The following is a 24,997-nucleotide window of genomic DNA, read 5'->3' on the forward strand; positions in this document are numbered from 1 at the left end:
TTATACTGTTTTCATTCCTTCCCTCCACTGGAGATAACGCCCATGAGCCATACCCCAAGCCGTCAAGATTACGACCACTACATGACGCCCAACTACTCTCCGCAGCAGGTCATTCCCGTGCGTGGTGAAGGTAGCCGCTTGTGGGATCAGCAGGGGCGGGAATATATCGATTTCGCCGGGGGCATCGCCGTCAACTCCCTGGGACACTGTCACCCGGTGCTGGTCAATGCGCTGAAAGAGCAGGGCGAAAAGCTCTGGCACCTCTCTAACGTGTTTACCAACGAGCCCGCATTGAACCTGGCCAAAACGCTGGTCGAGCGTACATTCGCTGATAAAGTGTTTCTATGCTCTTCAGGCGGTGAAGCCAACGAGGCCGCGCTGAAGCTGGCACGCCGCTGGGCCGTCGATAACCATGGCGAACAGAAAGACAAGATCATCTCGTTTTATCAATCTTTCCACGGTCGTACCTTCTTTACCGTCAGCGTGGGCGGCCAGCCCAAGTATTCCCAGGGCTTTGGCCCGGTGCCGGGCGGCATTCATCACGCCAACTACAACGACCTGGAAAGCGTTCGTGCGCTGATGGGCGACGACACCTGCGCGATCATGGTCGAGCCCATGCAGGGCGAGGGCGGCATCGTGCCCGCAACACCAGCATTTCTCCAGGGCTTGCGCGATCTGTGTGACGAACATAACGCGCTGTTGATTTTTGACGAGGTGCAAACCGGCGTGGGTCGCAGCGGTGAGCTCTACGCTTACAAGAACTACGGCATCACCCCGGATATCCTGACCAGCGCCAAGTCGCTGGGCGGTGGTTTCCCCATTGGCGCCATGCTGGCCACCGATGACGTCGCCAAGTCGCTGGTCATTGGTACTCACGGCTCCACCTACGGCGGCAATGCGCTGGCGTCTGCCGTGGCACTGGCGGCCGTCGAGTTTATCGATACCCCTGAAGTGTTGGATGGGGTGAAAAAGCGCCACGATCTGTTCCGTGAGCATCTGGAAACCATCAACCGCAAGCACGGGGTGTTCAAGGAGATTCGTGGTATGGGCCTGCTGATGGGTGCCCAGATGTCGGATGCCTATGAAGGTCGCGCCAAGGACATTCTGCCGCTGGCCATCGAAGAGGGCTTGATGGCCCTGATTGCAGGACCCAATGTACTGCGCATGGCACCTTCGCTGGTGATTCCCGAGGCGGATATCGCCGAAGGCATGGTTCGGCTAGAGCGTGCCATTGAGCGGCTAGTTGCCTCAGCATGAGTGAGCAGCCTACTGGGTTAACAGAGGGGGCGTCGAAGATGCTGGTAGTGCGACCCGTTAAAGCGTCGGATCTCCCGGCGCTCGAACAGTTGGCTGAGCATGCAGTGCCCAGGTTGACCAACTTGCCTGCCAATCGCGAGCGGCTTCAGGAGCGCATCGCGCGCTCCCAGGAGGCTTTCAATGGCGAGGTCGAGTTTCCAGAAAACGAGCACTATACCTTTGTGCTCGCTGACGATAGTCGTGAGGAAGTGTTGGGAACGGCCACTATCCGTGCCCAGGCAGGTGCCAATGAGGCTTACTATACCTATCGTCAGGAAACGCTGATTCACGCCTCGCAGCAGTTGAATGTGCGTCGTGAAGTTCAGACACTGGCACTTTCCCACGAAGTTTCGGATGCCACCCTGCTGTGCGCTTTTTCGCTGAATCCCCGCTATAAGGGCACCAGTGCCGAGAATCTGCTGCGTCGGGCGCGGTTGATGTTTATTGCCCAATATCCAGAGCGCTTTTCGCGCATCCTGGCGGTCGCGTTCCCCGGCTACCTGGATACTCGCGGTGAATCGCCGTTTTGGGAAAGCGTCGGCAGGCACTTCTTTGCCCGCAGCTTCCAGGACATCAACCACGTTGCGGGGGTGCGCTCGAAAAGTTTCATCGCCGAAGTGATGCCCCAATTCCCGCTCTACCTGCCGCTGTTGACGCCCCAGGCGAGGGCCGCCATTGGTCGTGAACACCCCGCCCATGAAGAGGCGCTGGAAGAGATGCTGGCAGAGGGTTTTGTGCGTTCGCGCCATGTGGATATTTTCGACGCTGGGCCGATTGTCAAAGCCGAGCGTGAGCGGCTGGAAACCTTTCGTCGAGCCGCCTGGCACCCGGTGCGCATACGTCCCGAACACGCTTTGCCAGATGCCGAACCGGCGATGATTGCCAACCAGAAGCTGGGTGATTTCCGCTGTATCGTCGCGCGTTATGCGTTGTCGCCCACGGGCCAGTTGATGCTGTCGGCGGAGCACGCCGAGCGGCTGGGCGTTTCGGAAGGGCGAGCCGTGCTGGCCGCACCGCTTACCTTACCCGCCGCGGTGGACGCGCTCGATGAAGGAGAAATGTAATGCGCATTCGACCCATTGCCCGCAATGACCTGGATGGGCTGCAGGCGCTTGCGCAGCAGGCCGGTGTAGGGTTTACCTCGCTGCCGGATAACCGCGAGTTTCTGGCCGGCAAGATAGAAGCCGCCGCCAGTGCCTTTGAAGAGCGCACCCCGGTGGATGACCGGCTCTACTTTTTTGTTCTTGAAGATGAAGAGAGCGGCGAACTTGCTGGCTGTTGTGCCATTGAAGGCCAGGTAGGGCGCGAAGTGCCGTTTTACAACTATCGACTGGGTACCTTGGCGCACTCATCCATTCAATTGGATCTTCACCGCACCATCGACACGCTGTTTTTAAGCTCCGACCACACCGGCGATGCCGAGGTGTGCTCGCTGTTCCTGCGCCCGGAGTATCGTGGTGAAGCCAATCGCCACTTACGCAACGGCGCGCTGCTTTCCAAAGCGCGCTGGTTGTTTATCGCCCAGTTTCGTGACCGATTCCCCAATAAAGTGTTGGCGGAAATGCGCGGTGTGTTCGATGAGAACAACACCAGCCCTTTCTGGGAGAGCCTGGGCAAACACTTCTTCCCCATGGATTTCAGCGAAGCGGACCGACTCACCGGCTTGGGGCAGAAGAGCTTTATCGGTGAGTTGATGCCCAAGTTCCCGATCTACACCACCTTTATGGCCGAAGAGGCGCGCGCCTGTATCGGCCAGGTACATCGCCACACCCGCCCAGCACTGGAAATGTTGAAGAAAGAGGGATTGCGCTGGGAAGGCTATATCGACATTTTCGACGGTGGCCCCACGGTGGAAGCTTACATCGATGATGTGCGCGCTATCCGTAATTCAAGGCTATGTCAGGTTGAGGTGTCTGCCGCTGCCCGTGAAGAGAGCGTCAGCCGCTGGCTGGCGGCTACCACCCATATGCTGAACTTTACTGCCAGCTGGATAGGTCGCGCGCCCGCCGACGACAACACTATCGTGCTTAACGAGCAGGAAGCGAGCCGCTTGGGTGTCGCTACCGGTGATTACCTTCGCCTGTTGGAAACCTGAGCCCGAAAGCCTGTACGTACATAAGCCCGCATTTACATGGCAAGGAGAGAACGATGCACGCCCAACAGCAGCAACTTATCAATGGCGCCTGGCTAGCAGGCGACGCCGCGTCGTTGAGCAAGCATGATCCCGTTTCCGGTCAGCTGCTCTGGCAGGCCACCACGGCCAGCGCGGATCAGGTCAAGATCGCCGTAAAGGCTGCCCGCAGCGCCTTTCCTGGCTGGGCGCGCACTCCCTTTGCCGAGCGCCAGGCCCTCGTCGAGCGTTTTGCCGAGGTGCTGAAATCCCGAGGGGAGGCGCTAGCCGTGGCGATTGCCTCTGAAACCGGCAAACCTCTCTGGGAAGCGCGCACTGAAGCGGGTGCGATGGTGGGCAAGGTCGCACTATCGGTCAAGGCTTATAACGAGCGTACCGGTGAGCGTGAAAAAGCCGTTGGCAATGCAAAAGCCGTATTGCGCCATCGCCCCCACGGCGTGATGGCGGTATTCGGCCCCTATAACTTCCCAGGCCACCTGCCTAACGGCCATATGGTTCCTGCGCTATTGGCGGGCAACACCGTCGTCTTCAAACCCAGCGACCAGACCCTGCTGACCGCCGATTTAACCCTTCAGTGCTGGCTGGAAGCCGGGCTGCCTGCTGGGGTGATCAATCTGGTGCAGGGAGGCGTCGCCGTTGGTCAAGCGCTGGCAGGCAACCCCGGTATTGATGGCCTGCTGTTTACCGGTAGCGCCAAAGTGGGCGGTATGCTGCATCAGCAGTTTGCCGGACAGCTGGATAAAATCCTTGCGCTCGAACTGGGTGGCAACAACCCGCTGGTAGTGAAGGACATTGATGACGAGCGTGCAGCGGTACTCACCATTCTGCAGTCGGCGTTTCTCTCCGGTGGCCAGCGCTGCACCTGCGCTCGTCGTTTGATGGTGCCGGAGGGCGCCGTGGGCGACCGGCTGATCGATGCGCTTTCCGAGGCGATCGCTAAGCTGCACGTGGCGGGCCAGTTCGAAGAGAACCCTGCGCCATTCTATGGCGGTTTGGTGAGCGTAGCGGCGGCAGATGGCCTGCTCAAGGCGCAAGAGGAACTGGAGTCCATGGGCGGTACGGTGATCAATCGCATGCGTCGCTTGGAAGAGAACACCAGTCTGTTAAGCCCCGCGCTGATTGATGTGACGGGCCTGGACGTTCCCGACGAGGAGCACTTTGGGCCGCTGCTGAAAATTCATCGCTATCGCGACTGGGATGAAGCGCTCTCGCTTGCCAATAATACCCGCTACGGGCTCTCCGCCGGGTTAATTGGCGGCGATCAAGCCGATTGGGACGACTTCCTGCTGCGCATTCGCGCGGGCATCGTCAACTGGAACCGCCAGACCACCGGCGCTTCCGGCGATGCGCCCTTCGGCGGCGTAGGTGACAGCGGCAACCACCGCCCCAGCGCTTATTACGCGGCAGACTACTGCGCTTATCCGGTTGCTTCCATGGAAGCCGACACCCTGGAGATGCCTGAAACCTTGCCACCAGGAGTGAGTCTATGAACGGCAGTGCCTTCAGCCATATCAGGGAAGTCAATTTCGACGGCTTGGTCGGCCCTACCCATAATTACTCAGGGCTGGCAGTCGGTAACGTCGCTTCGATGAGCCACGGTGGCCTGCTCTCCAATCCCAAGGAGGGCGCGCTACAGGGTCTGGCCAAGATGAAGTCGCTGATGGACGCGGGCTACGCTCAGGGCGTGCTACCCCCACAGCAGCGGCCTGATGTTGGGGCACTGCGTGAGCTAGGCTTCAGCGGCAATAATAGCGATGTGCTGGCCCGCGCCGCCAAAGAGGCACCGCAGCTGCTGCGGGCGGTATGTTCGGCCTCCAGCATGTGGACCGCTAACGCAGGCACGATTACTCCCAGTGTCGACGCAACGGATGGCCGGGTGCACTTCACGCCGGCCAATCTGCAGTCAAGCTTTCACCGCTACCTGGAGCCGCAAACCACCGGAAGGGTACTGCAAGCTATTTTCCATGATGAGCAACATTTTGCTCATCATCCCGTGCTGCCTGCCACGCCGGCCTTTTCCGATGAAGGGGCGGCCAACCACACGCGCCTTTGCGGCGAATACGGTGAGCCAGGCGTTCATCTGTTTGTATATGGCCGCCAGGCGTTTGGTGACGTGCGTAGCGGCGAGCGTGAGCCCCAGCGCTATCCCGCCCGGCAGACTCTGGAAGCCAGCCAAGCGGTAGCCCGCCAGCACGGGCTTACGGAAGCGCAAACCGTCTTCGCCCAGCAGCACCCGGATGCCATCGATGCTGGCGTGTTCCATAACGATGTCATTGCAGTGGGCAACGGCCCCGTGCTGCTCTACCACGAAATGGCCTTTCTGGACGAAGAGGGCACGCTCGATGCGTTGCGTGCGAAAATGAACACGCCGCTGATTCCCGTGCGCGTGCCGGTCGAGGCGGTGAGCATGGAAGACGCGGTCGCATCGTATCTCTTCAACTCCCAACTGCTCTCCAACCCGGACGGCACCATGACGCTTGTGGTCCCCGGCGAATGTCAGGAGCGGGAAGCGGTCTGGCGGACGATCCAGGATCTCATTCTGGCGGGCAATAACCCCATCGGCGAGGTGATCGTCAAAGACGTCAAGCAGAGCATGCGCAACGGTGGCGGCCCCGCCTGCCTGCGCTTGCGTGTGGTGCTAACAGAAGCCGAACGTGCCGCGCTCTCTGGCCGCGTGCTGCTCAACGATGCACTTTATGACGACCTTACTGCCTGGGTGAATCGCCACTATCGCGACCGCCTGGCTCCCGACGATCTCGCCGACCCGCAGCTGGCGGAGGAGTCGCTTGCGGCACTGGATGAACTCACCCAGTTGCTCAAGATCGGCCCTGTGTATCCTTTTCAGTTGGGGTAGGAATAGCGTAAGCGGATTCAATATTGATAGTGTCCATGCAACGCGAAGGAAGGGCCATCACATAGACCTGAAGCAAGCACCAGGAGTCGAGATATGACGCCTATCATTCGGCCGACTGACGACAAGGCGTTCGCGGAAGAATTAATTCGCCAAAATATGTCCGGCTATTACCAACAGCTGGATATGCGCTGGGATACCGACCTGTTTGATAAACAGTGGAGTGAGTTAGACAGTTACGAATTAATTATTAACGCTAGCCCAGTAGGATTGCTATGTATCAATCACGATCAAGACGCCTACTATATTCGGGAGCTGCAAATTGCCTCGGCTTGGCAGCGCCAAGGCCTGGGGACAGCGGCAATCCACTTTACGGCTGACACTGCCCAGCAAGCGGGCATTCGCCTACTTCGGTTGCGCGTGTTTTGTATCAATCCAGCCATCACTTTGTACGAGCGCATGGGGTTTAGGATATTGAAAACCGCAGCGGGAATGCACGCCATGGAACGTCGCATTCTGTAGCCGTACAAACAGGTTTGTATAAAAGCTCTTATCTACTCTTCGTGGCGTCCTGCCATGATCATCACCCCATCTTTTTGGCTGCTCTATCAGGCACCTGTTTCGCTTTGCCAATGTTAAGCAGGGCGATACCGGCACCAATCAATAAGATGCCAAGCAGCAAGCCTTCGGGGGCGGTTTCTCCCTGTAACAGGATGGCGACCGGCACACCCACCACGGCACCGACAGAGCCCAGCAAGCTCAGAAATACCGGGCCGCCGCTTTTCTGTAGCAGGAAGAGCAGTAAAAACTGACCCGCGAAAACCACCGCCTGGATGGCAATCAAAAACATCGGCAGAGATCGATCCATGGGCACGTGAAGTGAGAAGCCTGGCAGTAGGCCCACCCCCAGCAGCAGAATAGAGGCAGCTATCAGCATCCCTGGCGCCAGCGCATCGCTGGATACCCCCACTGGCCAGCGCAGGGTTCGATAGAGGTTGCCGATGGCCAGCAGCACAGGGCCAATCAAGGCGAGAAGAATCCAAAGGTAGTCAGCATCAGGGGCGGAAAGCTTATGGAAAGCCAGGGTGAAGGCTCCCGCAAGGGCTGACAGGACGCCAGCCGCACGCAAGAGCTGAAAGCGCTCCATTTTTAACGTTAAAGCACCAACGTAGGTGAGCAACGGTGGCAGCGTGATGATCAATGCCACAAATCCTGCTCCGACATGGGGGATAGCCGAAAAGAAGAGCAGGTTGGCGCCCGCCACGCCCAGCAGCGCAGAGATCAGGTAGTACTCGACGCTGCGAACGGTCAACGGTGGCAGATTGCGGCGATAGGCGGCGAGCGCAAGCAAAATAAGTGCCGCCCCTGAAATTGACCAATACAGAAAAGAGAGCGCGGGCAGTTGCATATCGTGGGCAAATTTAGCCAAATTAGTCGATAGGCCCAGCAAGGCACCCCCTGACAACAAGTACAGTAGCGGAGCAAGCCAGGCTCGTTTGGTTGAAAGCGTACGGGTGGCGCTGGATAGTGGCATTGGCGAAGTTCTCGAGAGCGGCGTTTCAATTGATATCTTGATATCAAGTTATGTGTGATTAATCTTGACGTCAAGATAACTGGGTGCAAAATACACCGATGGATCATGTAGACCACATACTCAAACAGTGGCGGCAGGAACGGCCCGACCTCGACGTAGCCCCGATGGGTACCATCGGGCGGGTCAAACGGCTGAACCACACCTTGATGCGCGCGATGGAGAAGACCTGGGCAAAATATGGCCTGACGGATGCGGGCTTTGACGTATTGGCCACGCTGCGCCGAGAGGGAGCGCCCTATGCGCTATCGCCGAGCGATTTGATGGCATCCACCATGGTGACCTCAGGCACCATGACTCACCGTATCCATCAATTGGAAAAATCAGGACTGATCGAGCGGGTCAAGAACCCTGATGATGGTCGCGGTTTTCTGATCTCTCTTTCGCAGCGCGGATTTGATCTGATCGACGAAGCGGTGGCTGCCCATGTAGAGACACAGGCGCAGCTAGTGAGTGGGCTGACTGACGAACAACGTCAGCAACTGGATGAGTTGCTGACGCAGTTCCTGGCGGAGTTTGAGCAGGAGTGATCGCTCTTGCCATAGGGGGGCGCTGTCACTTGATCCATCGATCAGGCACCAGAGCTTGTGGTTACCCTCCGCGCAGCCCTTCAGTGATCGCCTCCATAAACGCGCGCAATCTGGCCACATGGCGCAAATCTGGATGGGTGAGTAGCCAGAGCTGAGTCGTCAGCACGTCAATCGGTTCGCTGAGCCTGAGTAGCGCTTCATCGGCATCACCAAGATAGCAAGGCAGTACCGCAATGCCCGCCCCGTGGCGTACCGCCAATTGCATCCCCAGCATGCTATCCAGCCGGTAGGCCGCGTTTTTACCCACCATCCACTGTTCAAGTGCTGTATCGCCTAGGTGAACATCGGGGCCTATCCAGTTCGCTGTTGCCAAGGATGCAGGATCCAATGGCAACGGCGTGTTTCGCCAATATGCCTTTTGACCATACATTGCCAGGATGATATCGCCTGCCTTGCGACCTACTAGGGTTTCGGGTGGTGTTCGAGTCGGACGGATCGCGATATCGGCCTCACGTCGCGTCAAACTGTGAAGCTGGTTGGAGATGACCACTTCCAGCGTGATAGCCGGATAGGTTTGTCGAAAGCTTGCCAGCAGCGGGGAGAGCAGGCCCGTGAAAAGTGTGTCGGTCGTGGTGATTCGCAGGCTACCGGTAAGCGTTAAATCCTGCCCGATGATTCGGCGCTCTGCGCCGTTGATCTCATGCTGCACGCGGCGGGCCGACGCTGTTAAATCGTCGCCTGCCATGGTCGGCGTATAGCCGTTACGGCTGCGCTCAAAAAGAGTAACGCCCAGACGTCTCTCCATCTCGCTCAGGCGCCTGAAAACAGTGGCGTGGCTGATCCGCAGCGTTCGGCTGGCGCCGGATAGCGAACCCGCCTCGGCAATCGCTAGCACAATTTCTAGGTCGTCCCATCTTATCCGTTGTTCATTCATGCAAGCCTGGTTCTCATTTTTAGCCAATTTTTGAGCATATATGAACAGGTTAGTGTGTCGTTGAACCAATCGATAGGGGAAGCGCAGTATGAATGTTTTGATCGTCTTGGCTCATCCTGAATGCAAGTCGTTTAATGGCGGCCTAGTAGATGAAGCGGTAGCACAGCTGATAGGCGAGGGTCACACAGTGGAAGTGGATGATCTTTATGCTGAGCAGTTTGATCCAGTGGAGCGCGCTGGGCACTATCCGCATAGCGCTGTGGCATCGGACTACTTCTATCCCCTCAATGAGCAGCGGGCTCACCACGAAGAAAACACATTGCCGCAGGACGTCCAGCGGGAGTTGGCGCGGTTGGAGTGGGCTGACTTGGTGATCTTCCAGTTTCCCTTATGGTGGCACGCCCAGCCTGCCATTTTGAAAGGCTGGTTTGATCGGGTGCTGGTGTATGGAGGACGCTACACGAGTCGCATGCGTTACGATAAAGGCTACTATCGTGGCAAGAGGGCCATACTTTCAGTGACCACGGGCTCGCCTGAAAAGACATTTCAGCCCTTTGGTCGTGCAGGCAACATGGTTCACTGGCTTTGGCCGATTCATTCATCACTGTACTACGTTGGCTTTGACGTACTGGCGCCCCAGGTGAGCTACGGCATTCAAGGCGGCGGTATTCGTTATCAACCGGAAGCTGACCTCCCGGGTCACCTGGAGGCTTGTAAAGCGGCCTGGGCATCTCGGCTGAAGAGCCTAAATAGTGAACTGGCCATCCCCTTTGCTGGCTGGGGCGACTGGGACGAGGACGGTGTATTACGCCAAACAACGCCACTGCGATGGAGGCTGGGCTGACCTCGTGTAGACTCTTTACTCGTCTATAAACCAGATCAGCAAAAGGTCCGACAAGCGCCATGACCCCCTCGAATCACCGTTTTACCGATGCTGAGCGCCGTGGGCTTTACCGCGCCATACACGAACGGCGCGACGTGCGCTCGCAATTTCTGCCCGACCGGATTCCCCCTGATGTGCTGGCCCGTCTTTTAGAAGCTGCACACCATGCGCCGTCAGTAGGGTTTATGCAGCCCTGGGATTTCATCGTGATTGAACGTCGTGACGTCAGGGAAACCGTGCTGGCGATGTTCGAGCAGGAGAACCGGAAGGCCGCCGAGCGCTTTGAAGGCGAGCGCAAGGAGCATTACCGCAGCCTTAAACTGCAAGGCATCCTGGAAAGCCCACTCAATCTCTGTATTACCTGTGACCGAAGCCGGGGCGGCCCGCATGTGCTGGGGCGCAATAGCATTGTCGATACCGACCTGTTTAGTACCTGCTTAGCAGTGCAAAATCTTTGGCTGGCGGCGCGGGCTGAAGGTATTGGCGTTGGCTGGGTGAGTATTCTCGATCAAGAGCAGCTAAGCGCGGCGTTGAATTTGCCTGAACATGTCTATCCTCTGGCGTATCTCTGCCTTGGCTATGTGAGCGAGTTTTTAGATCAGCCGGAGCTTGAAGCAAAGGGGTGGCGGAGTCGGTTGGCATTGACTGAGTTGGTGCACCACGATACTTGGGGGCAGCCCCTAGCCAGCCAATGGTTCGACCCTCTATAGCGCTAATACTTATTTGTCGCTAATGTATCCGTTTGTGCTAAATAAGGTTTGGAGCGAACTATGCGAGGCGATATCACTATTCAGCGATTAAACGCGGACGCTCCTAGCGCTGAAATAGTCGCGTGCTGGACATTTGAAGCCTGGGGACACTTGCACCCTGGGCTTACTAAAGAACAAGCCATTGCACGTTTAAAAGCAGAATGTGGGCACGCTGGTGTGCCAACGATATTTGTGGCCTTGAGTGAAGAAACGCCAGTGGGGACTGCCAGCCTCATTGTCGATGATATGAGTATTCGCCGCGACCTTACCCCATGGCTTGCCTCCGTGTTTGTTGTGCCCGAATGGCGGGGGCAAGGAATTGCTTCTGCATTAGTGCGTCGGGTAGAAGTAGAAGCAGCCGAGAACGGGATTGAGCGCTTCTATCTCTATACCCCCGACCAGCAGGCGCTCTATCGGCGCTTTGGTTGGCAAGATGTAGAAAGCCTTGAGTACCGGGGCGAAAACGTCACGGTGATGTCGCGGCAGTTGGGGCTTTAAGGTGCGCTTATGATCAGTGGCCGCGCATTACGCTATTTTGATACTGTGGCCCAGTGTCACTCCTTGCGCCAAGCCGCAGCTCAGTTACATATCGCCCCCACGGCAATCAGCCGTCAGATTGATTTACTGGAGCATCAGTTGGGGGCTCCACTGATCGAACGCGGCCCTAACGGTATTAGTTTGACGGCAGCAGGAGAGCTATTGGCTGCCCAGGCCCAGCGAACCCTACGCGATCTTGAACGGGTACAGGAACACATTGCCGACTTGAAAGGCCTACGAACCGGCCGGGTCAGTCTGCAAGTAGCGGAGGGAGTCGTCGCCGGACTGCTGGCGCCGGCATTGGCCAACATGGGGCTACGCTATCCTTATCTTCGCTTTGATATCGGCACCGCTAGCGCCAGCCATATGATCGAAGCGCTGCGTCGTGGGGACGCTGATATTGGCCTGTCGTTCTTCATGCCACGCCATGATGACATTGTGCCGTTCTCCAGTTCTGACTTGCACCATCATGCCGTCATGGCGCCTGCTCATCCCTTGGCAGATGCTAATGAGTTAAGCCTTGCCATATTGGCAGAGCATCGCCTGATTCTGCCTGATGAATCCTATGGTGTGCGTCAGGCGCTCGAGCGAGCTGCCCATCATCAAGGGGTGGCGTTGGCACCTACCTTCAAGACCGCTTCCTTGGAAACCCAGAAAGCCCTCGCGCTTAACGGTGCGGGCGTGCTCATCCTTCCGCCGATGGCCGTGGCGCGTGAGTGTCAGTCAGGTGAGCTGGTGAGCATCCCGTTGTCACCTCTGGAGCTTGAGCCGGCGCGGATTGATCTTTGCGTCTATCGTCATCGCCAGCGCAGCTTTGCCACCGAGGCGTGCCTCTCGTTACTGGCGAGTGCCCTGCAAACGATGACGGAAGCGTCGTCTTGAAAGCAATGTGCACACAAAAAGTGGACACGCTGTGGTCAATATTGAAATAGCAGAAGACACTGAGTGGGTTCATGCTGACATTAGTGGGAATGACGACATGATAACAACAGCAAAGGTGATGTGATGCCCGAACTACACCAGTTGACCGCTACTCAATTACTCGAAGGTTACCGCACTCAAGCATTTTCTCCTCTGGATGTTGCTGAAACACTGATTTCCCATATTGATCAATGGGAACCGCATATCAACGCGCTTTACACCTATCGCCCCGAGTCGCTGCTGGAAACCGCGGAGGCCTCGACCCGGCGTTGGGCCAAAGGCGAGCCAGGCGGCGCACTGGATGGAGTGCCGATAACCCTGAAAGAGCTGATTGCCACCAAGGGAATGCCAGTTCCTGGAGGGACAGGGCTGGGGGAGCAGGCCGTTGCTCGAGAAGATGCGCCTCCGGCTGCGCGGCTTGCGGAAGACCATGCGCTGGTGGTGGCGAAAACCACCTGCCCTGATTTTGGCATGCTGTCATCAGGGCTATCGTCCTTTCATGGTCTGACTCGTAATCCCTGGAAGCTGGCATGTAATACCGGCGGTTCCAGCTCGGGCGCAGGCGCTGCGGCGGCTGCCGGGTTTGGGCCGCTGCACGTAGGTACCGATATCGGTGGTTCGATACGGTTGCCCGCCGCGTGGTGCGGCGTAGTGGGCTTTAAGCCGACCCTGGGTCGTATACCGATAGACCCGTATTATGTGGGCCGTTGTGCAGGGCCCATGACGCGCAGTGTAGAAGATGCCGCGCTAATGATGACAGCGCTGGCCCGGACGGATCGGCGCGATGCAATGCGCCTGCCGCCGGAAGAGATCGATTGGCTGGATTTATCGCTAGAGATGAAGGGCCTGCGCATAGGAGTGATGATGGAGGCAGGCTGCGGCTTACCGCTGGATGACGAGATTCGCCGTCATGTCGAGCAGGCAGCAAAGCAACTGGAAGCCGCAGGTGCAACGCTGGTGCCTTTAGCACCAGTGTTGACTCGAGAGATGCTGGATGGACTGGATCAATTTTGGCAGGCTCGTCAGTGGGGAGAGCTGATAAAGCTCTCCTCTGAGGAGCGCGAAAAAGTGCTGCCTGCGATTTTGGCCTGGGCAGATGGTGGTGAACGTTTAAGTGGCGTAGCCGCGTTGCAGGGGTTTCAGCAGACGATGGCCATGCGGCGTGCTACTGAAGCGGTATTTGATAAGGTCGATGCGGTAATCTCACCCTCAACGCCCACTATCGCCTTTCCTGCCGAGTGGCCATCACCCAGCAATGATCCGCGCCAACCGTTCGAGCATATTGCCTACACCGTGCCCTGGAACATGGGGGAGCAGCCTGCAATCTCGCTTAACGCTGGATTCAGCAGTCCAGCAACGTCACCGGCCCTGGCCGCTAACATGCCTATTGGTGTGCAGTTGATTGGCCCACGTTTCGACGATCATTTCGTGCTGAAATTGGCTCATCAATTGGAGACGCGCCTGGCGTTGCCATTACGCTGGCCGATGCTGCCAGCGTAATGGCAACTGTCAGTTAACATCGGTCTTTACATGACTCTGCCTCTGAATACGTTTAATCATTAATAACGAAGGGAATGCTCATGCGACGCTTTTTGGTACTGCCCACCTCTCGGGCAGGGTGGGGGTTATTGATTGCTTTCGTGGCACTGGTGCTGGCGGGAACTTGGCCAGTGATTGGCCTGGTGAACCGGGCAACGCTAGTGTTGGGGCTCCCGTTAATGGTGGTATGGAGCTATCTGGTTATTTTTACCTGCGTGGTGGTCATGCTGATCGGTAATCGGATTGTGGAGCGAGACGACCATGAATAGCCCTTGGCCATTGCTGATAACGCTGACGTATGTGGCCATTGCGATGGTGATTGGCCTGCGCGCCAAGGCAGGCCGCTCCATGAACAGCCTGGAGGAGTGGGGCGTAGCGGGTCGCAGCATGGGGCCGGTAACGCTCTACCTGCTGATCGCCGCCGGTAGTGTGAGTGCTTACACCTTCATGGGTGCGCCCGGTTGGGCTTATTCCAAAGGTGTCGCGGTATTTTATGTAGCGATTTACCTTGCCTATCTCGCGTTGGTCGCATGGTACTTCGGCCCGAAAGTGTGGCAATTCGGCGAGCAGTTTGGTCACGTAACCCAAGCAAGCGCTATATCTGACCGTTACCAGAGCCCTGCACTGGGGGCACTGGCGGCACTCGTTATGGCGATTGGCTCTGTTGCCTATGCGGTGCTTCAAACTATCGGCTCTGCCTATATTTTGTTTGTGATGAGCGGCGGCTTGATACCGATTTGGCTGGGAGTCGTGCTGGTGTTGGCCTGTATTGCCGTGTATCTCTACGTCAGCGGACAGCGGGCGATTGGCCGCACCAATGCCTTTCAAGGCGTGCTGATGCTAATCGTTGCCTGGGCCGTCGGCCTGTGGGCCGTCCATAGCGCCACTGGCGGGTTGAGTTTTGCTGGGGTGTTCGAACGTATTCAGACCGAGCATGGCGAGTTTCTCACCTTGCCAGGCGCCGGTGGCGATATGAGCTTTAGTTTCTGGACGACCTCAATCATCGTTTCGATGTTCTCGTTCATGCCACCCGTCTGGACGCAGTGGATGAGCGCTTCCTCCGCGCGCACCATTCGTCGTAGCGCGACGTGGCTGCCCACTTATTACGTAGTGATTTTGCCTATGGTAGTGGTGGGCTTCATCGGCATTTTTTCGCTGCCTGAACTCGCCCGCGCCGATACTGTGGTACTCGAATACGCCATGCAGCATTTGCCTGTCGTACTGGTCGGGTTGCTGGGAGCGGGCACTCTGGCGGCCTCTATGTCCTCCAGCGAACCTTTTATTCACTCGGTGTCGTTGTCGCTCAGTAAGGATGTGATTCAGCCCGTGTTGAAGTTATCCGACGCTGTCACCGGCAAGTTGGCGCGACTGTTGATCCTACCCATCATGTTCTTGGTGATAGCGCCACTGGCAATTGCCGAACCCGGTAGCCTGGTGATGATTCTGTTGGTGGGGCTGGGCTTTGCCTCCCAGGTAATGCCTGCGTTCATCGGGATGTTCTTCTGGCCGCGAGCGTCTCGCCTGGGCGTGATGGCCGGTATCGTGGTGGGCTTTTTGATTACCACAGCATTTACTATCCTTTGGCCACACCCGATGGGTATTCATGCAGGCTTTTGGGGGCTAATGCTCAATCTGCCGGTATTTATTGTGATCTCATTAATGACGCCATCTACCAACGCAGAAGTGGTTGAGCGCTTCTTTCGTATCGCAGCTCCACGCGGGTTAACACGCTTAGGGCGCAAGGGTGGATAGTAAACGCTGACTTAATCTATTCATGTTCATCGCTTACCCTTGCAGATAACCGCTTTTATGCTCCGAGCGCTTTTTACGCACCGGGCAAACACAGCGAATGAATGCACTAACAAAGGCAACGCAATGAGCCATGCACTGACTGGACATAACCGCCCTCAGCAAGTGATTGAGGCAACCCATCAGGCGAACAAGACATTGGCCACGGCCACGCGCCAAGCCAAGTACGCCAAAATGGCTGCGTCGCCTTACCGATTTTATCGGGGAAGCAATCATCTTTTCTGGCAAGACGTTTGGCATGATTGGCGCTTTGCCCTGTTCGGCGGCTGGCCGGAAACCCAAACATGGCTGCAAGGCGATGCTCACGCCTATAACTTTGGCGCTTATGGGCATCATGATGATCAGGTGCGCTATGGTATGGACGACTTCGACGATGCGTTAATTGGCGATTACCAGTACGACGTTTGGCGACTGGCTATCAGCTTAGTACTGGATGGTCGCGAGAACGCGGAGCTGGATGCCAAGGCGATTGATAAAGCCCTTAAAAAGTTAATAGAGGGCTATTACCAAACGCTGGCGGATCATGTCGATGGTAAACCCATTCACGCCGTAACTCTCGACACCGCCAAGGGCCCGCTGAAGCCGTTCATGAATAAGGTGGCGGATAAACAGAGCCGTGCGCGGATGCTCGAGAAGTGGACGACGCTTGATGATCAGAAAGGCCGTCAATTTGCCGAACGGCCCGGTAAACTCGCTAATCTACCGGCGGATGTCGCCAGCCAGCTAGGCCGACTGATTGAGCAGGAGTACCAGCAAACGCTGCAACACGCCTTTAAAGAGAGCGACCCTCACCATTTTCGTGTGAAAGATACGGCTCGACGTCTGGATGCAGGTACCGGCTCGCTGGGCGTGGAGCGCTACTACGTATTGATTGAAGGAGGCGTTGAGCACGAGCACGACGATATCATTCTGGATATCAAAGAGCAGGTGTCGCCAGAAGCGTTCCAGCTGATGGACAAGCCACAGCAGCAGGCATGGCGAAAGCTATTTCCCAATGAAGGTATCCGCCATGCTGCGGCATTCCATGCCATTGCCGAGCACCCGGATGCTTATCTTGGCTGGCTAACCATGAACGGCAAGGTGTTTTCGGTTCGCGAGCGCTCGCCGTTCAAGAAAGACATGCCGACCCATAAGCTCTCTGGTGGTAAGTCGTATAAAAAGCTGGCGCAGCAGTGGGGGGGAATTCTTGCCCGTGAACACCTGCGCGGTGCCCAGGCGCTTAATCGAGGTGACGCGACACGCTTTGCTAAGGCGGTAGGTCAGCGGTTAAAAGGGCGGGAAGCACAGTTCGTGGAGGTAGTATCAACCCTGGCGGTGGCTTATGCCGACTGCACTGAGCAGGATTATGCAGTGTTTATTGATCACTTTCTGGCGACCGATTCACCCTAGTCGCCAGGCCGATGGAAATGCCTGCTGGGGCCAGCATGAACTGCTGAGCGTGATGCGATTCAGCCCATACTACACAGCGGTTACGGCCGCTGTGCTTGATCAGATAAATTGCTTCGTCGGCGAGTCGCAGCAAAAAAGCCGGACCCGCGGGGCCCGGCTTAAGGTAATTCCTGCGGTTTCTTGATGGCGCTATTAGTGGCCGCTGACGGCACCACCGACGATTCCACTTCGGAAGTCACTGTCACTGCCGCTTCGGCTTTTAAGGTGGTTAGCCACCGTGTCCTCAGGGGAACCCGCCATTTCACGGAACATGCCCATCGAACCAAGCAGTGCAGAGGATTCATAAGGCACGAATACCCGCTCGCCATTCTTCGCCATGTTGGGCAGTACCTTGATATAGCTTTGGCCTAGCAGGTAGCCCACCACCGTGCGCTTATTCTCTTCGCTATCGCCAATGGCGCTCAGCACCAGCTTGATCGATTCCTGCTCACCCTGAGCGCGCAGAATAGCGGACTCTTTATCGCCTTGAGCGTTAAGAATCGAAGATTCACGCTGGCCCTGGGCCATGGCAATTGCCGCTGATTTTTCACCCTCTGCTTCGGTAACGGTGGCACGGCGTTTACGCTCCGCGGCCATCTGCAGACGCATGGCGGTTTCCACCTCTTCTGGCATGGCAATATCCTGCACTTCTACACGGGAGATTTTGACCCCCCACTTGGAAGCAGGCTCTTCCATGGCAGCCTGAATCTCGTTGTTTACCTCTGCACGGGACTCAAACAGTTTATCCAGCTCCATTTTGCCGACTACTGAGCGCAGCGTGGTTTTTGCCAGAACCTCGACGGCTTGGCTCATGTTCTCTACCTCATAGACCGCCCGCTTTGGGTCAATGATCTGATAGTAAAGGGCGCCGTTAATGCGCACGGTGACGTTATCGGTGGTAACGACCGGCTGGCCTGGGAAATCCATCACCGTTTCGCGGCGGTCGATACGGGTTTCGTCTGTGGTGATAGCGGTGTAGTCCTCACCCATTTTGCGGTAACGCAGCATGGTGATCGCACGAGGTTGTTCGATAAACGGGATGATGATGTTGATGCCGCTTTCTAAAACGCGATGGAATGAACCAAGGCGCTCCACCACCATGACTTCCGATTGGCGAATAATGATCAGACCTTTAGAAATGATCAGTACCGCGATCACCACAATAATAAGGCTTATTAATAAACCTGGGCTAATAGGTAAATCCATTGTTAAGGCTCCTTGCGTTGGGAATCGTCTTCGTGAGGGGCTATGTCATCAGGCTGATGTAACGCGACTAGCGCAGTGGTGCCTTCAAATCGTTTAAATATGACCAGCGTACCGCTGGGTAGCTCGGTTTCAACGCTTTCAACGACGCGGAGACGGTAGAAATCGCCGTTAACTTTAATGCCCGTGGCATCATCAAAATCTCGACGTAGGGTGGTGTAGCGATTACCTTTCTCGACGCCCGTGCCCGTGGTGCCGTAAGCCACGCCACGGGGAGAGAAACGAGGACGAATGACCATAATGCATAGCGGCAGCAGTACCCCGGTAAAAATAGCCATGCTAAGCAGTTGCCATGGGAGCGTTAACCCCAGCGCAGTAACGGCCGCCGTTAGCGCTGCGGCAATACCCAGTGCAAGCAGTACCATCGCGCCAGAAGTCAGCTCTGCCAAACTTAATAGTAGGGCGAGTACCAGCCAGCTGTAAGCCGGATTCCAGTCCATGTGCTCTCCAATGCAATGTATCGGTGATGCTTACAGGGTAACCCACTTGGCACGTCTTGACCTGTGGGCTGCCTGTAGGTTTTAAACTTTAATTACTACTATTGCCCAAAAGAGCATTGCTATGCCGATTTATACCGACAGCCCATTGTCCACATCCCGACCACTCTTCGCTTTGAAAACGGCTGCAAGCCTATGTGTCGTAGCTGGAGTGCTGATCGCGCCGTCTATCTATGCCCACGAGCATGGACACCATGGCAGCCACGGCGAGCACAGTGCCACCGCTGATACCCACGGCGACAACACTGCCGTAGCCGCCTACCAAGCTGCCAGTGAGCGTATGCATGAAGACATGGCAATGGCGTTCACAGGAAATCCCGATGTCGACTTCGCGCAAGGCATGATCCCCCACCACGAAGGCGCCATCGCCATGGCGGAAATTGTGCTGGAACACGGCGAAGACGACGAGATCCGTCAACTGGCCGAGGAAATTATTGCCGCTCAGGAGAGTGAAATTGCTTTTTTGAAAGCGTGGTTGAAACGTCAAGGCCTCTAAACGTGATGTCGCCACTGAGTTGTGCCAATCATGTCGAGGAGAGTGCTATCCTGCCTGCCTTCATAAACAGTGAAAATAAAGGAGAAGGGCGTGTCGGGCGTTGTCTACTGGCTGGATATGGCGGGTGTCATCGTGTTCGCGCTGTCGGGCGTGATTTTGGCGTGCCGTTCGCGCATGGACCCGATCGGCATGCTAGTGTTGGCAGCGGTGACCGGTATTGGCGGGGGTACGCTGCGTGATTTAGTGCTCGGCGTTCGGCCAGTGTTCTGGGTGACAGACCCGACCTACCTGTGGGTGATTTTAGCCACCGTGGGTGTGTCGGTAATGGGTTTTCATTATATCCACCGCCTGTCGCGGGGCTTTTTGCCAATCGCTGATGCGTTCGGCCTTGCGCTGTTCACCGTTATTGGCGCCCATAAAGCACTGCTGCTGGGCACGTCTGGCATGGTGGCAGTGTTGATGGGCATGATGACTGGCGTGGCGGGCGGCATGATCCGTGATGTGCTGGCCCAACGAATTCCCATGGTATTGCGCGAAGAGATCTATGCCACCGCTGCGATGGCGGGAGGGATCGTTTACGTGGCACTGCATGCTTTGAGTGTGCCGCTCACTATAGCGATTGCCGCTTCATTAAGCGTGACATTAGGGCTACGTTTGGCGGCGATCCATTGGCATTTGGCGTTGCCGGTATTTGCCTGGGTCACGGTGCCGCCGAAAACCCATGATGAGACGGCAGCGCCGCTCTCCACGCCGCAAAAAGCTAAAGAACGAGTCAGGATGATTCGTCGTGAGCGCAAAAAACGCTAGGCAACGGTTATTTGTGTTACCTGCCATTCGCCTCCCGCCAGCGGTCAAACCAGCGGCGCGGTTGAATAAAGCGCAAGGTTGGTTCGCTGTCTTCAAGTTCAACCCCTAATCCAAGCACGCCAAGGCGCGCATAGAGCGCGCCATTGGCACTGCGGTCTGTCAGAGCGACATCCGAAAGCAGCAGTAGTGGGCCGCCGGTGAGCGTCAAGTCGCTAAGGCTAATCTGCTCGCCGCTGATCTCTAGCTGTGCAGTGCCCTCGATATCGTGAACATTTAACAGTCGCCCTAACCAGTCGCTATCCCTTGCTCGGGCGAGAAATAGCCGGGCGAGCAAGCCCGTATCGCGCATTTCCAAACGTAGTTGGCTGGCTAGTCGAACAGGGTCTTCCCACGCTAACTGCGCATCAAACATTGAAAGTTGCACCCACCAACCCGCATCCGATGAGCCGTTTTCACTCTGAAGGTTAACGTTTTCCAGGCGTAGGAAAGAGTCATTAGCAGTAAAGCGGCGTGTATTCAGATCGCCGTCGGTGAGGTGCAAATACAAGTGCACATCGCCCCGTAGGCGCTGATCCAGTAGCGCCAGCTCGGCACCAAAGGCGCGCAGCGTTATTTCTCCTTGGGCGTTCAATCCTTCCAGCAGCCATTCGCTGGCTAGACTGGCTTGCCCGTCAAGCAAGGTGATGCCCGCCCCTTCTGGCAGGTAGCGGTTGTAACGGGTGAAGTCGGGCACCTCGGTAATCGGTAGCGCAATACGCGTGGTGAAGTGCTCGGGTTGGGGCGATTCAAGCACTTCGCTAAACTGCTTGGTTTGCGTGGTGAGGGCAAAGTGGCGCCCCTGCATGTGTGGGCTGTCATCGTCTTGGCGCTTTAAGTCAAAGCGGGGAATGCCAAGCGTGAGCTGGGCCTGCTCGGTGCTATCCAACTGGGCGGTGAGTTCGCCGCGTCCGGTGGCGAGATAGTCTAAAAAAGTGACTTCTAACTGGTCGGCATTGACCCGCAATCGAGTCGGTGCCAGCAGGCGGTTATCGCGAAAGGCGCCCTGAGCAAAGAGCTGGCCTTCGCCAGCAATGGCCAAACCATGGGCGTCAGGCAGAAACGCATTTAAAAAGCCTAGCCGTTGCACACTACCTTCAAGTGCAAACTGACCACTAGGCACGCTATTGCGGCGCTGAAAACGTCCGTCGGTTAACACTAATACGCTCTCTAGGCGCTCGCTAGGTCGGTCGATATCGGCCACTTGCCAGCTCAGCCGGGTGCCGCTGATGTTCAACTCTGAACCATCCATCGCTACTTGCTGGAGTGGCAGGAATAGCTGCATATCACTGGTTAACGTGCCCGCCTGTTCGCCGTGCTGCCAGCGAGTCGCTAGCCCGTTTCCAGCTAAATGCACCTCACCGCTGAGTTGCTCTGACGTCATAGTGAGCTGGCCGTGACTCGTGGCTTGGCCGCTAAGCAACTGCAGAGGTGCAGGGGTGGGTAAAATGGCCGCTAAATAGCTCTGTAACACGCTAACATCGGGCAGGCGAGCCGCTTGCCAGCTGAGCATGGCGGTGGCTTCATCAGGCGCTTTTTGCGGATTAATAGGGCTTGTGGCGATAATGTTGATGTCAGCGTCGTCAAGTAGCAGGCGCTCTTGGTGATGCAGCGTGGCATCGTTAAAGATGAGCGTGGCTTCCATTATCTCTTGCGGCGTTAACCGGGCATTGAGTGAACCGCTGCCTTGGGCGATAAAGCCGAGCGTATCGGCTGCCAGTTCCGGTGCTTGAATGTTCAGTTGAGCATCGTATGGGCGCGACTCGCGAATGCTGGCTGAGGCATCCATTTGGCCATGGCCAGAAAGGCGGATGCCCTGTTCGTCAGCATACGCCGTAAGATAACGGTCAAGCATGTCCAAACGGATGATATCGCCCTGTAATGCCAAGGTAGCCGCTGTGGGAAGGTCGAGCTGATCCAGGCGTTGATTGGGAATTTGGGTCGCCAGGCGAAGCTCAGCGTGCTCTGCATAGGGGTGCGGCTCGTCCAGTTCTACTTCAGCCAGTTCTATTTCAGCTAGCTCAACATCGGCAAGCTGGGTCGAAAAATGCAGTTGATCGCTCTCAACTGCCAAGCGAACCTGGCCTTTACCGGTGGCGGTGTGACGTGGTGGTGGGTTGTCAGCGATTAGCCAGCGGGGTGAGTCGCTTGGAGCACGTAAACGCTGCTCATCTACCGCTAAGCGCAACACTGGCGCGTCCAGCATTAATTCGCTACCGGGCTGTAACTTACCAGCGGTTAGCTCAAGTGTGCCGGTGAGTGCGCCACGCCCCTCCAGGGTTAGCCAGGGCAGGGCGTCTAAATAGGGCATAAAGACATCCCAGGCATCCGCTTGGGCATTCAACTGAAGCTGTGCCGAAAGCGCCGCCAGCAGTTTGGGGTTAAGTTGGCTACTGGTGGCGTTGACGGGGGTTATCGTGTCGAGTGTCGCATCAGCGGTAAGATCAATATCGTGCACTAGGGTTGCTTGATCACTCAGGCGAACTAAACGACCATTAGTAATGGCGAGCGAAACATTAGGGATAGCTAGGGTGTCGCGACTCAATGTGGTCTCTACTACGTGTAGCTGGCCTTCCGCTTCCAGCGCGATATCACCGACGGTCAGGCGGCGAATGCCCTCAGCATCGAGGGCATTAATATGCAGCTCGCCGCGTAGCAGGGCCAGCAAAGAGAGCGAAAGGGTCGCGCGTTCAGCCTCAATGGAGATGGGTAAGGCTTCATCTTCACGTGCGAGATACAGCCCCTCGACTTCCCAGCGGCCAGGGTGTCGGCTGGCTCCTTGCTCCCAGCGGATGTCGATGCCTTCAAATTGGGAAATGCGTTTGGGTAGCCACTGACTATTAAGCAGCCAATAGCTGCCCGCTACCCAGATCAGGATGATAAATAGCAAGCCAATCAACACCCTGAAAAGCAGTCGGGGTAGGCGATTTTTACGAGTGTTCACGTCTGACATAGTGGCTTCCCTAGCAGATAACTCCTGTTGGGGCGTGTTTTATGGCATTATGCGCGGCGTTGGGCAGTGACGGGTTTTCGATTTCAACGCTAGGCAGGCAACAAACGCCATGTTCAAGGATTTTTATACGCAGCGTGGAGATTATGTGGTGATCTCCGCAGAGCAGGCCAGTCGCTTCGCCAAAGGCGTGGCGGGTGACTACAACCCTATTCATAATCCGGATGCACGCCGCTTTTGTGTGCCCGGTGATCTGCTGTTTGCATTGGTGCTCACAAAGTTTGGGTTGTCGCGGCAAATGGAATTTCGCTTCACCAACATGGTGGGCGCCGATACACCGCTAAAGTTCAGCGAAGCAGACGACGGTACACTTCATGTCTGTGATGAGAGCGGCAAAGGTTACTTACAGGTAGTGCGTAGTGGTGACATTACCCACGATCCCGCTGTGGTGGAGGCGTTTGCTCGTTGCTATGTCGCGTTTTCAGGTAAAAATTTTCCGCACTATCTCAAACCTTTAATGGAGCAACATGGGGTTATGTTTAACCCTAAACGCCCGCTGGTGATCTACGATAGCATGGGTTTTTCACTTGAGCGTTTAGATGGTTTTTCGCCGGGATTGACGCTGAACCACTCTTCGCTAGAGGTTCACGGTAAGCGTGCCGATGCCCGCTTGGAGTTCTCGATCGAGTCCGCTGGTGAAGCGGTGGGGGTGGGCTCTAAGAAGCTTGTCGTGAGCGGCCTATGCGATTACGACGCCGATGAAATGGCCGCTATTGTAGAAGAGTTTTATCGTCTCAAGGCTGCATACGAAACCGCCTCGGCTTAAACGCTGCTGCTTGCTTAGCCTCTTGCGAGGCTAAGCGTTGTTTCTTCCCCTATTCGCTAGGCTTTTTCTCTACCGTTAAACCCACGGTGGTAATGCGGCCACCGAGTGTTTCCAGTACCGTCAGCCTCATTCCATCAATGTGTATTGAGACTCCCACCTCAGGCTGGCTGGGGAGAGTATCGCGAATCAGCGAATCCAGCGTTGTTTGTCCATCCTCTGCTTTGATCAACAAGCCATACGAATGGCATAAATCGTCTATTTTGGTGCTACCTTTGAGCTTTAGCTCCTGGTCAGGCAGTTCGTCGCTGACGACCCCAACGGCCTCTGAAAAGACACAGTCAATAAAGGCTCGTGTTTCCGGTCGTAGCACCACAAATAGATGGTCACCCGCCATTAGCTCTGTCGAGCCCCGTGGGGGGATCACATCTTTTCCACGGGTGATCATGGCGACAACGGTGGTATCCGGGAGGGCCATTTGTGAAAGCCGCCGCCCCGCCGCACGCGGGTGATCACTCAAGGTGTACTCCACAATGTCGGCATCTACTTCCTCAAGTGCGGTAATTTCAAGGCTGGCGGCTGGTACTGCCGGTGGCTTTTCGGTCAGCCTCAGTTGACGCGCTACGATAGGCAGCGTGGTTCCCTGAATAGTGGCTGAAATAAGCACCACGAAAAACACGACGTTGAAAATTAATTCTGCCCCTTCCAAGCCAAACATAAGCGGAAAAATAGCTAAAATAATGGGCACTGAACCGCGTAAGCCTACCCAAGCGACTAAGCTGGCTTCACGGGCATTAAAGCCAAATATTTTCATGATAGGGAGGACGGCGATAGGGCGAGCTACCAAAATAAGCACTGCAGCGATCAATAAACCTTCCAGCCACACATCCAGTAATGACACCGGGTTAATCAGCAGACCCAATACC

General features: G+C 56.4%; 24 protein-coding genes. 18 read left to right on the top strand and 6 right to left on the bottom strand.

Going from position 1 to position 24,997, the window contains the following annotated elements; all coding sequences use genetic code 11:
• Positions 1-42 precede the first annotated feature (42 nt).
• The 6 genes from CXF87_RS18780 to CXF87_RS18805 all read left to right on the top strand — a co-directional run bounded on the left by CXF87_RS18780 (position 43) and on the right by CXF87_RS18805 (position 6,800).
• Entirely contained in the window at positions 43-1,257 is a 1,215-nt protein-coding gene (locus CXF87_RS18780; protein ID WP_008958094.1) for an aspartate aminotransferase family protein, read from the top strand.
• A 38-nt stretch (positions 1,258-1,295) separates the two neighbouring features.
• Positions 1,296-2,360, top strand: a complete 1,065-nt coding sequence (locus CXF87_RS18785) for an arginine N-succinyltransferase (RefSeq protein WP_008958093.1) — start codon at positions 1,296-1,298, stop codon at positions 2,358-2,360.
• Positions 2,360-3,391, top strand: a complete 1,032-nt coding sequence (gene astA / locus CXF87_RS18790; protein ID WP_008958092.1) for an arginine N-succinyltransferase — start codon at positions 2,360-2,362, stop codon at positions 3,389-3,391. The genes CXF87_RS18785 and astA overlap by 1 nt, the downstream gene beginning before the upstream one ends.
• Positions 3,392-3,444: 53 nt before the next feature.
• The gene (gene astD, locus CXF87_RS18795) at positions 3,445-4,917 is read left to right on the top strand and encodes a succinylglutamate-semialdehyde dehydrogenase (RefSeq protein WP_101147753.1); all 1,473 of its coding nucleotides are present in this window, start codon (positions 3,445-3,447) and stop codon (positions 4,915-4,917) included.
• Positions 4,914-6,281 (top strand): N-succinylarginine dihydrolase, encoded by a 1,368-nt coding sequence (astB, locus tag CXF87_RS18800; RefSeq protein WP_101147754.1) that lies wholly within the window; start codon positions 4,914-4,916, stop codon positions 6,279-6,281. Before astD ends, astB begins: the two co-directional genes overlap by 4 nt.
• Positions 6,282-6,374: 93 nt before the next feature.
• Positions 6,375-6,800, top strand: coding sequence for a GNAT family N-acetyltransferase (locus CXF87_RS18805; protein WP_101147755.1), 426 nt, complete (start codon positions 6,375-6,377; stop codon positions 6,798-6,800).
• 61 nt (positions 6,801-6,861) lie between these two features.
• Here the strand turns inward: CXF87_RS18805 and CXF87_RS18810 are convergent, their stop codons facing one another.
• Positions 6,862-7,812, bottom strand: a complete 951-nt coding sequence (locus tag CXF87_RS18810; protein WP_101147756.1) for a DMT family transporter — start codon at positions 7,810-7,812, stop codon at positions 6,862-6,864.
• 98 nt (positions 7,813-7,910) lie between these two features.
• On the opposite strand from CXF87_RS18810, the gene CXF87_RS18815 reads away from it, so the two are divergent.
• The gene (locus tag CXF87_RS18815) at positions 7,911-8,399 is read left to right on the top strand and encodes a MarR family winged helix-turn-helix transcriptional regulator (protein ID WP_101147757.1); all 489 of its coding nucleotides are present in this window, start codon (positions 7,911-7,913) and stop codon (positions 8,397-8,399) included.
• Positions 8,400-8,460: 61 nt separating this feature from the next.
• Here the strand turns inward: CXF87_RS18815 and CXF87_RS18820 are convergent, their stop codons facing one another.
• On the bottom strand, positions 8,461-9,333 hold the full coding sequence (locus tag CXF87_RS18820; protein WP_101147758.1) for a LysR family transcriptional regulator: 873 nt from the start codon (positions 9,331-9,333) through the stop codon (positions 8,461-8,463).
• Positions 9,334-9,421: 88 nt separating this feature from the next.
• Here CXF87_RS18820 and CXF87_RS18825 point away from each other — a divergent pair, with 88 nt between their 5' ends.
• The 8 genes from CXF87_RS18825 (at position 9,422) to CXF87_RS18860 (ending at position 17,160) form a co-directional block, all read left to right on the top strand.
• Positions 9,422-10,177, top strand: coding sequence for an NAD(P)H-dependent oxidoreductase (locus CXF87_RS18825; protein ID WP_101147759.1), 756 nt, complete (start codon positions 9,422-9,424; stop codon positions 10,175-10,177).
• A gap of 59 nt (positions 10,178-10,236) precedes the next feature.
• Entirely contained in the window at positions 10,237-10,926 is a 690-nt protein-coding gene (gene bluB / locus CXF87_RS18830; RefSeq protein WP_101147760.1) for a 5,6-dimethylbenzimidazole synthase, read from the top strand.
• Between the two features lie 60 nt (positions 10,927-10,986).
• The gene (locus CXF87_RS18835; protein WP_101147761.1) at positions 10,987-11,463 is read left to right on the top strand and encodes a GNAT family N-acetyltransferase; all 477 of its coding nucleotides are present in this window, start codon (positions 10,987-10,989) and stop codon (positions 11,461-11,463) included.
• A 9-nt stretch (positions 11,464-11,472) separates the two neighbouring features.
• Positions 11,473-12,384 carry a LysR family transcriptional regulator gene (locus tag CXF87_RS18840; RefSeq protein ID WP_101147762.1) on the top strand — a complete coding sequence of 304 codons (912 nt, stop codon included), beginning with the start codon at positions 11,473-11,475 and terminating at the stop codon, positions 12,382-12,384.
• 123 nt (positions 12,385-12,507) lie between these two features.
• Positions 12,508-13,923 (top strand): amidase, encoded by a 1,416-nt coding sequence (locus tag CXF87_RS18845; RefSeq protein ID WP_101147763.1) that lies wholly within the window; start codon positions 12,508-12,510, stop codon positions 13,921-13,923.
• Positions 13,924-14,003: 80 nt separating this feature from the next.
• On the top strand, positions 14,004-14,231 hold the full coding sequence (locus CXF87_RS18850; protein WP_101147764.1) for a hypothetical protein: 228 nt from the start codon (positions 14,004-14,006) through the stop codon (positions 14,229-14,231).
• A complete protein-coding gene (locus tag CXF87_RS18855; protein ID WP_101147765.1) occupies positions 14,224-15,714 on the top strand; it encodes a sodium:solute symporter family protein in 1,491 nt (496 codons plus the stop codon). The genes CXF87_RS18850 and CXF87_RS18855 overlap by 8 nt, the downstream gene beginning before the upstream one ends.
• A gap of 123 nt (positions 15,715-15,837) precedes the next feature.
• On the top strand, positions 15,838-17,160 hold the full coding sequence (locus CXF87_RS18860) for a DUF2252 domain-containing protein (RefSeq protein WP_101147766.1): 1,323 nt from the start codon (positions 15,838-15,840) through the stop codon (positions 17,158-17,160).
• Between the two features lie 192 nt (positions 17,161-17,352).
• On the opposite strand, the gene CXF87_RS18865 is transcribed toward CXF87_RS18860, so the two are convergent.
• Both CXF87_RS18865 and CXF87_RS18870 read right to left on the bottom strand, forming a co-directional pair.
• Positions 17,353-18,405: an SPFH domain-containing protein gene (locus tag CXF87_RS18865; RefSeq protein ID WP_008958078.1), complete on the bottom strand. Its 1,053-nt coding sequence runs from the start codon at positions 18,403-18,405 to the stop codon at positions 17,353-17,355.
• A 2-nt stretch (positions 18,406-18,407) separates the two neighbouring features.
• A complete protein-coding gene (locus tag CXF87_RS18870; RefSeq protein ID WP_101147767.1) occupies positions 18,408-18,902 on the bottom strand; it encodes an NfeD family protein in 495 nt (164 codons plus the stop codon).
• A 121-nt stretch (positions 18,903-19,023) separates the two neighbouring features.
• Between CXF87_RS18870 and copM the strand changes: the two genes are divergently transcribed.
• Positions 19,024-19,455 (top strand): CopM family metallochaperone, encoded by a 432-nt coding sequence (copM, locus tag CXF87_RS18875; protein WP_101147768.1) that lies wholly within the window; start codon positions 19,024-19,026, stop codon positions 19,453-19,455.
• A 90-nt stretch (positions 19,456-19,545) separates the two neighbouring features.
• Positions 19,546-20,262, top strand: coding sequence for a trimeric intracellular cation channel family protein (locus CXF87_RS18880; RefSeq protein WP_008958075.1), 717 nt, complete (start codon positions 19,546-19,548; stop codon positions 20,260-20,262).
• Positions 20,263-20,278: 16 nt separating this feature from the next.
• On the opposite strand, the gene CXF87_RS18885 is transcribed toward CXF87_RS18880, so the two are convergent.
• Complete coding sequence (locus tag CXF87_RS18885) at positions 20,279-23,251, bottom strand: hypothetical protein (protein ID WP_101147769.1); 2,973 nt, start codon at positions 23,249-23,251, stop codon at positions 20,279-20,281.
• 109 nt (positions 23,252-23,360) lie between these two features.
• Here CXF87_RS18885 and CXF87_RS18890 point away from each other — a divergent pair, with 109 nt between their 5' ends.
• A complete protein-coding gene (locus tag CXF87_RS18890) occupies positions 23,361-24,074 on the top strand; it encodes a DUF3581 family protein (RefSeq protein WP_101147770.1) in 714 nt (237 codons plus the stop codon).
• A 49-nt stretch (positions 24,075-24,123) separates the two neighbouring features.
• Here CXF87_RS18890 and CXF87_RS18895 read toward each other — a convergent pair.
• A partial coding sequence (locus CXF87_RS18895) for a cation:proton antiporter domain-containing protein (protein ID WP_198556144.1) occupies positions 24,124-24,997 on the bottom strand: 874 nt, incomplete at its 5' end.

It is taken from the genome of Halomonas sp. MES3-P3E (assembly GCF_002836035.1).
Classification (GTDB): Bacteria; Pseudomonadota; Gammaproteobacteria; order Pseudomonadales; family Halomonadaceae; genus Vreelandella; species Vreelandella arctica.

Excerpts from the sequence above, each read along its gene's own strand:
- CXF87_RS18780 (WP_008958094.1), top strand. The coding sequence starts at position 43 with ATGAGCCATACCCCAAGCCGTCAAGATTACGACCACTACATGACGCCC.
- CXF87_RS18785 (WP_008958093.1), top strand. The coding sequence starts at position 1,296 with ATGCTGGTAGTGCGACCCGTTAAAGCGTCGGATCTCCCGGCGCTCGAA.
- astA (WP_008958092.1), top strand. The coding sequence starts at position 2,360 with ATGCGCATTCGACCCATTGCCCGCAATGACCTGGATGGGCTGCAGGCG.
- astD (WP_101147753.1), top strand. The coding sequence starts at position 3,445 with ATGCACGCCCAACAGCAGCAACTTATCAATGGCGCCTGGCTAGCAGGC.
- astB (WP_101147754.1), top strand. The coding sequence starts at position 4,914 with ATGAACGGCAGTGCCTTCAGCCATATCAGGGAAGTCAATTTCGACGGC.
- CXF87_RS18805 (WP_101147755.1), top strand. The coding sequence starts at position 6,375 with ATGACGCCTATCATTCGGCCGACTGACGACAAGGCGTTCGCGGAAGAA.
- CXF87_RS18810 (WP_101147756.1), bottom strand. The coding sequence starts at position 7,812 with ATGCCACTATCCAGCGCCACCCGTACGCTTTCAACCAAACGAGCCTGG.
- CXF87_RS18815 (WP_101147757.1), top strand. The coding sequence starts at position 7,911 with ATGGATCATGTAGACCACATACTCAAACAGTGGCGGCAGGAACGGCCC.
- CXF87_RS18820 (WP_101147758.1), bottom strand. The coding sequence starts at position 9,333 with ATGAATGAACAACGGATAAGATGGGACGACCTAGAAATTGTGCTAGCG.
- CXF87_RS18825 (WP_101147759.1), top strand. The coding sequence starts at position 9,422 with ATGAATGTTTTGATCGTCTTGGCTCATCCTGAATGCAAGTCGTTTAAT.
- bluB (WP_101147760.1), top strand. The coding sequence starts at position 10,237 with ATGACCCCCTCGAATCACCGTTTTACCGATGCTGAGCGCCGTGGGCTT.
- CXF87_RS18835 (WP_101147761.1), top strand. The coding sequence starts at position 10,987 with ATGCGAGGCGATATCACTATTCAGCGATTAAACGCGGACGCTCCTAGC.
- CXF87_RS18840 (WP_101147762.1), top strand. The coding sequence starts at position 11,473 with ATGATCAGTGGCCGCGCATTACGCTATTTTGATACTGTGGCCCAGTGT.
- CXF87_RS18845 (WP_101147763.1), top strand. The coding sequence starts at position 12,508 with ATGCCCGAACTACACCAGTTGACCGCTACTCAATTACTCGAAGGTTAC.
- CXF87_RS18850 (WP_101147764.1), top strand. The coding sequence starts at position 14,004 with ATGCGACGCTTTTTGGTACTGCCCACCTCTCGGGCAGGGTGGGGGTTA.
- CXF87_RS18855 (WP_101147765.1), top strand. The coding sequence starts at position 14,224 with ATGAATAGCCCTTGGCCATTGCTGATAACGCTGACGTATGTGGCCATT.
- CXF87_RS18860 (WP_101147766.1), top strand. The coding sequence starts at position 15,838 with ATGAGCCATGCACTGACTGGACATAACCGCCCTCAGCAAGTGATTGAG.
- CXF87_RS18865 (WP_008958078.1), bottom strand. The coding sequence starts at position 18,405 with ATGGATTTACCTATTAGCCCAGGTTTATTAATAAGCCTTATTATTGTG.
- CXF87_RS18870 (WP_101147767.1), bottom strand. The coding sequence starts at position 18,902 with ATGGACTGGAATCCGGCTTACAGCTGGCTGGTACTCGCCCTACTATTA.
- copM (WP_101147768.1), top strand. The coding sequence starts at position 19,024 with ATGCCGATTTATACCGACAGCCCATTGTCCACATCCCGACCACTCTTC.
- CXF87_RS18885 (WP_101147769.1), bottom strand. The coding sequence starts at position 23,251 with ATGTCAGACGTGAACACTCGTAAAAATCGCCTACCCCGACTGCTTTTC.
- CXF87_RS18890 (WP_101147770.1), top strand. The coding sequence starts at position 23,361 with ATGTTCAAGGATTTTTATACGCAGCGTGGAGATTATGTGGTGATCTCC.